This is a genomic window from Cerasibacillus terrae (assembly GCF_008039555.1).
Lineage (GTDB): Bacteria > Bacillota > Bacilli > Bacillales > Amphibacillaceae > Cerasibacillus > Cerasibacillus terrae.
Map to the genome: position 1 here is coordinate 1 of NZ_VDUW01000019.1, position 4806 is coordinate 4806.

4 protein-coding genes are annotated in these 4806 nt (G+C 32.2%); all 4 read right to left on the bottom strand.

Features of this window, described 5'->3' with window-relative positions:
- Positions 1 to 130: 130 nt before the first annotated feature.
- On the bottom strand, positions 131 to 934 hold the full coding sequence (gene lnu(G) / locus FHP05_RS15030; protein ID WP_025481929.1) for a lincosamide nucleotidyltransferase Lnu(G): 804 nt from the start codon (positions 932 to 934) through the stop codon (positions 131 to 133).
- Positions 935 to 1314: 380 nt separating this feature from the next.
- Positions 1315 to 1692, bottom strand: coding sequence for a DUF6262 family protein (locus FHP05_RS15035; protein ID WP_020977319.1), 378 nt, complete (start codon positions 1690 to 1692; stop codon positions 1315 to 1317).
- 6 nt (positions 1693 to 1698) lie between these two features.
- Positions 1699 to 3591 carry a site-specific integrase gene (locus tag FHP05_RS15040; RefSeq protein WP_016631285.1) on the bottom strand — a complete coding sequence of 631 codons (1893 nt, stop codon included), beginning with the start codon at positions 3589 to 3591 and terminating at the stop codon, positions 1699 to 1701.
- Positions 3588 to 4673 carry a tyrosine-type recombinase/integrase gene (locus tag FHP05_RS15045; protein ID WP_002333499.1) on the bottom strand — a complete coding sequence of 362 codons (1086 nt, stop codon included), beginning with the start codon at positions 4671 to 4673 and terminating at the stop codon, positions 3588 to 3590. Before FHP05_RS15045 ends, FHP05_RS15040 begins: the two co-directional genes overlap by 4 nt.
- Positions 4674 to 4806: the final 133 nt, after the last annotated feature.

The window sequence follows — 4806 nt, forward strand, 5'->3', positions numbered from 1 at the left end:
TAGGTTGTTATCAAGAGTAAATTATTAAAACTCCATTATAATCAATACTTTCACTTTGAGAACATGTATTTAAAGTAAATAACAATTAAAGCCTGTATCTTAGTTATCACTTGAGATACAGGCTTTTTATTTATTCGTTCATATAATTAAACAGTTTGCCTAAGAAATCATCGCTAACGGTTAACTGATACTGTTTTTCAACGAGATTTCGAAGTTCCATAACGAGAAGCAAAGAGTTCTTATAGGCTTCATATAGTTCTAATTTATTTAATCGGGCAGTAGTCTTTTTAAACTTTTCATAGTTTTCAGGACTAATTTCTTTTTCAAGATTCTTTGTCATATTAAACCAATTATCGGCATTTTCTTCCGCAATTCGAATGAGTTGTAGTATATTTTTTTGTAATTGAGATAAAAGTTCCAGTGAACGTGCATTTTCCCCTCTTTTAAGAACATTAATCCCCATTAACCATAGGTTGGAAAAATTATTCAATAAAAAATTTACGTTTTCTTTTGTAAGTCTATTTGGCCCCGGACCTTCTAACTCTGATAAATACAATTCTAGTTGTCTTGTTTCATCATAAATAAACATTGCTTTTGTGTCAGGAATGTAGCCTGATTCTTTGAATGAAGGAATAATATTCATTTCGCTTTCGGAAAGGAAATGAAATTCACCACGTATTAGATTTTCAAAAATTACTACTTCCGTACCGTACTCATTTTGATAGAGTAAAGTGTAGGAAGCGACTTCATTTAGCCATTTTGCTGAATCAAAGGTGGAAATTGTATCATCTTTTAGAAAAACATAATATTCTATATCAGAGTATTGATCCCCCTCTCCTTTTGTAAAAGAGCCATACATCATACAAGCAGATATTCGTTCATCTGACTGGACAAGTTCCTTAACCCTTGTCATTAGTTCCTTTTGTTTTAACAATTCGATTCCTTCTTTCTTTATTTTGATTCAGGGAGAATAAAAAAAACCTCCCAAATAATGTTGGAAGGATTAGTCATGTAACTTTTTACGATACTCAAATAAAACTATTTAGCCTTTTTAGCTATTCAGTCTTACATTTATTTAGTATATGGCAAAATGGGCAGACTAATCCTAAGTTTTTAAAATGAAATATACTATTTCAATTGTTAAAAATTAGATTAGTTCTTCATTGTCCACCCATCTCTCCTTTCAATTAATAGTATATTAATTTTAACACTTCAAAAATCAAAGTACAAGTTGTTGTGAAAAAATACACTTAAACTATACTGCCTCGTTTAAGTGCATCCTTTCACAATCTGTCTACAGATTAATAATTAAAACTACTCTTTATTATACAGATCTCCATATAATTTTTGAATTTGGTTCTGTAATTTTTTATTTTCTTTTTCTAATTCCATAACTCTTCTTTTTAAGGTTTTAATAAGGATTTCCTCCGAACGAGAACTTTTCTTGGGTTTTGAGACTACATTTGATGTTATTTGACGCTCACGAAGGGATTCGATTCTTTGCCTAATATCGTGTTCCTTATAAAGCCATGATTTAGAAACATTAGCTTCCTTTGCTATTGAATTAAAATTAATAGCTTTACCTTCAATCGAAAATTTAGAAATCGCTTTGTCTACTTTTTCTCTTGTCTTTTGTGATTTCTGCTTCGCCAAACGTACAATTTCTGTTGTATTTCTAACTTGTTTATCCATTGATAATTACCCCGTCAAACTTCCAATGATTTGTTCTAAACGCTCTTTAACACGGCTATTAGTTTCTACTTGCCTTTGCCATTGTTTATCCTTAGCTATGGCTAACAACTCTTCTGTACGCTCTAACTGTTCTTCGTGCTGTGGTAAGAATTGCTTACTGGTACAGAAGTGAGTGCAATCTAAGCATGCATTCGCATGTGGACAACCACCTGCTATTACTGGCAATCTACAATAACCATTTGGAAGCACTTGTGCATTTATATTTTTCTTGAACCATTGAAGCTCTACATCATCGACTTCACTATCATCATCTAGATCGAGCACATCTCCATTATTGGTAACCAGTTTTTCCTGAAATTTAGTAAATTCATTTTTTAGAGTTTCATCAAAGATATGAGCGTATCTACTTGTCATTTCTGGGCTTTCATGCCCCAAAAATTTCTGTACAATATGCTGGGGCACCCCGTTGTTAATCATTCTTGTTCCTACTGTATGGCGAAAGGCATGGGCATGGAATCTATAAATCTCACCTGATTTATCCACTATATTTTGCTCATAAGCTAATTTATTTAACTCGCCTCTAAATGTTTCTTGTTTTAATGGCGATCCATCTTTTCTTGGAAAGAGGTATTCACTATCTGGAAATTCCTCTGAAACTTTATCTTCCCGAACTTTAATAAGTAAAGCTACCTCTTTAGATATTGGAACTATATGCTCCTTTTTCATTTTCCATTGATAATACTTTAAAAAGTAATCTCCATCTTTGTCCTCTAATAGACAGCCTTTTTTCAAGGTGCACAATTCACTTATCCTCATTCCACATTCTTGAACAATCATAGTCATCGTAGCTATATATTCGGGTAATTTATCAAGATGACTGTTCAATTGCTCTAGAACGAATTCGTCTATAAAGCGAGGTTTTGCTCTTGGTATTTTCGGATAGTCCTCGGGATAAATTAATATTTTGGAAGGAACATCATCCCATTCTAGCCTATGAAGGGTACTAAATAGTCCTTCCAATATAGAGATCCTCCCAGTTATTGTACTAGGTTTTATCCCCATCATGTTTAGTTCACTTAAATATGCTTCAATTTCCACTCTCGTTAATTGGTGTACTCTCTGAACGTGTTTAAACTTCATGTCCAGAAAATTAAAGAACTCTTTAAGTTTTTGGGCAATATCACTTACATAGGAAAAGCTATCCATGTTCAATCTTAACTTACAATATCTTTTTACAAGCTGTTTAAAATATGTATTCCGAAACCCTTTAAAGTTAATTGTATATTCATATTGTGTTGGGTTAACCTTATCATCTGGCAAAGGTAGGTTTCGTCTATCCCAAACGTCTTTATCCCACTCCTCTCCATCAAAATAAAAGTCCTCATAAAACTCCATAAATTGTTTTAGATTAGTAACATAGTAAGAATTAGCTTTTACAGGTGTTTTTTCTTGATTAGCAGTAATCTTATAATTAGTAGTAGTAATTCTAACACCCTGTTTTGTCAAATATGTTCTATACTCCGTCATTGCTTTTTCAATAGGAACTTCAGTAATTGAAGTAATGCTGGGATACTTTAAATCTAAAAAATCTAACATTTTATTAATTACTGTTCCTTTTCTAATCCAGACAGTTTTTGCATTCCATATTCCATTGTTTAAATGGTAAAAATAAAAATATTTCAATTCTGTTCTTAACCACAGATTTTTAACACGTTCAAAACGAACCCAACGATTTCTTAAAGCAGGATTCTTACTTAATTCTATGGCAGAAGGATGTGGACATTTTCTTATATCCCAACTATTATTAGCCCAAAACCCTTGCATTTCTTCATTCATTACAGCTATTTTTTTGCTGATCTCACTCTGACTGATAATTTTCCTTTTACTAGAAGCATTCATTTCTTATGCTCCTTTCTCTCAAGGTATTTATTAAACTCATTTTTCATATCCTGATCTGAAAGATGAACATAGGTATTTAACGTTGTCTGAACATGTGCGTGACCTAATCTCTTTTGAATGAACGCAACATCCCATCCTTCCCTAATTAGCTGCGTTGCGTGAGTGTGGCGAAGCATATGCGATGTAAATTCTATTCCAGTCCTTTTAACTATTCTTCTAACTAGATCAAGAACACTTTGGTACTTTAGTGGTTTCCCAAAATAGCCTTCTTTTAAGGAAATAAAAACATAATCATGCTCCAATTCCTCACTATACTCATATACCAAGTAATCTGTATAAAGTGACATCAGTTCTTTACTCACATGTATTGTTCTTTCCTTCCTTAATTTAATATAAGCTTCATTTACATTAACATCTCTAGGTGTTAAATGGATTTGATTGTCCCAAGTGGCAATATCTTCAAGCCTAAGCGATAACACTTCACCGATTCTTAAACCACCCTCATACATAAGCATTAAAATTAATTTATCTCTTTTCGTATGACAAGCATCAATAATTTGCTTAACTTCCTCTGATGTCAATGTTCTTATCTGTTTCTTTTTAACCCTTAACTTTAAGACATTCTTTTGGTATCTACCCTTATTAACGTGATGTAAAAATCCTTTGAAATTTCTTCCCTTTGCTTGTTTAAATACATCAATTGATTTAAATTCTCCTAATCTACTTAAATAATCAAGAAAACTCATAACGGCATTTAAAATTGTATTCACTGTCGTTTCTTCTCTTATGGCTTCTTTTGACTGAAGATCAATTACATTTGTTGCTGTTGGATATCTCAACCAACCTACGAAGTCTGCTAACAATTCAAAGTTAATATCATTAAGAATAACGCCTCTCTGTTCCATGAACTCATACAGCAACTTTAAATGATAGCAGTATGCTTTAATGGTATTTGGAGACTTACCAGTGTTATCTAAGTATTTAATAAATTTCATTACTGGTTCAATTAGCTGGTATTCTTTATCTAGTAATAAATACAATGGATACGGCTTATTCTCCACTTCTATCCTTTGAACCCTCACACGCTCCCCCCTCTTTAAACACTTTAAGTACTACAAATTATAAACCTTGTTAATTTTTATTTAAAGTAAAATCTCCCTTTAACATCTCCTCCTAAACTACTTTAACTACTATTATTTATTATACTATGGTTAA

Excerpts from the sequence above, each read along its gene's own strand:
- FHP05_RS15035 (WP_020977319.1), bottom strand. The coding sequence starts at position 1,692 with ATGGATAAACAAGTTAGAAATACAACAGAAATTGTACGTTTGGCGAAG.
- FHP05_RS15040 (WP_016631285.1), bottom strand. The coding sequence starts at position 3,591 with ATGAATGCTTCTAGTAAAAGGAAAATTATCAGTCAGAGTGAGATCAGC.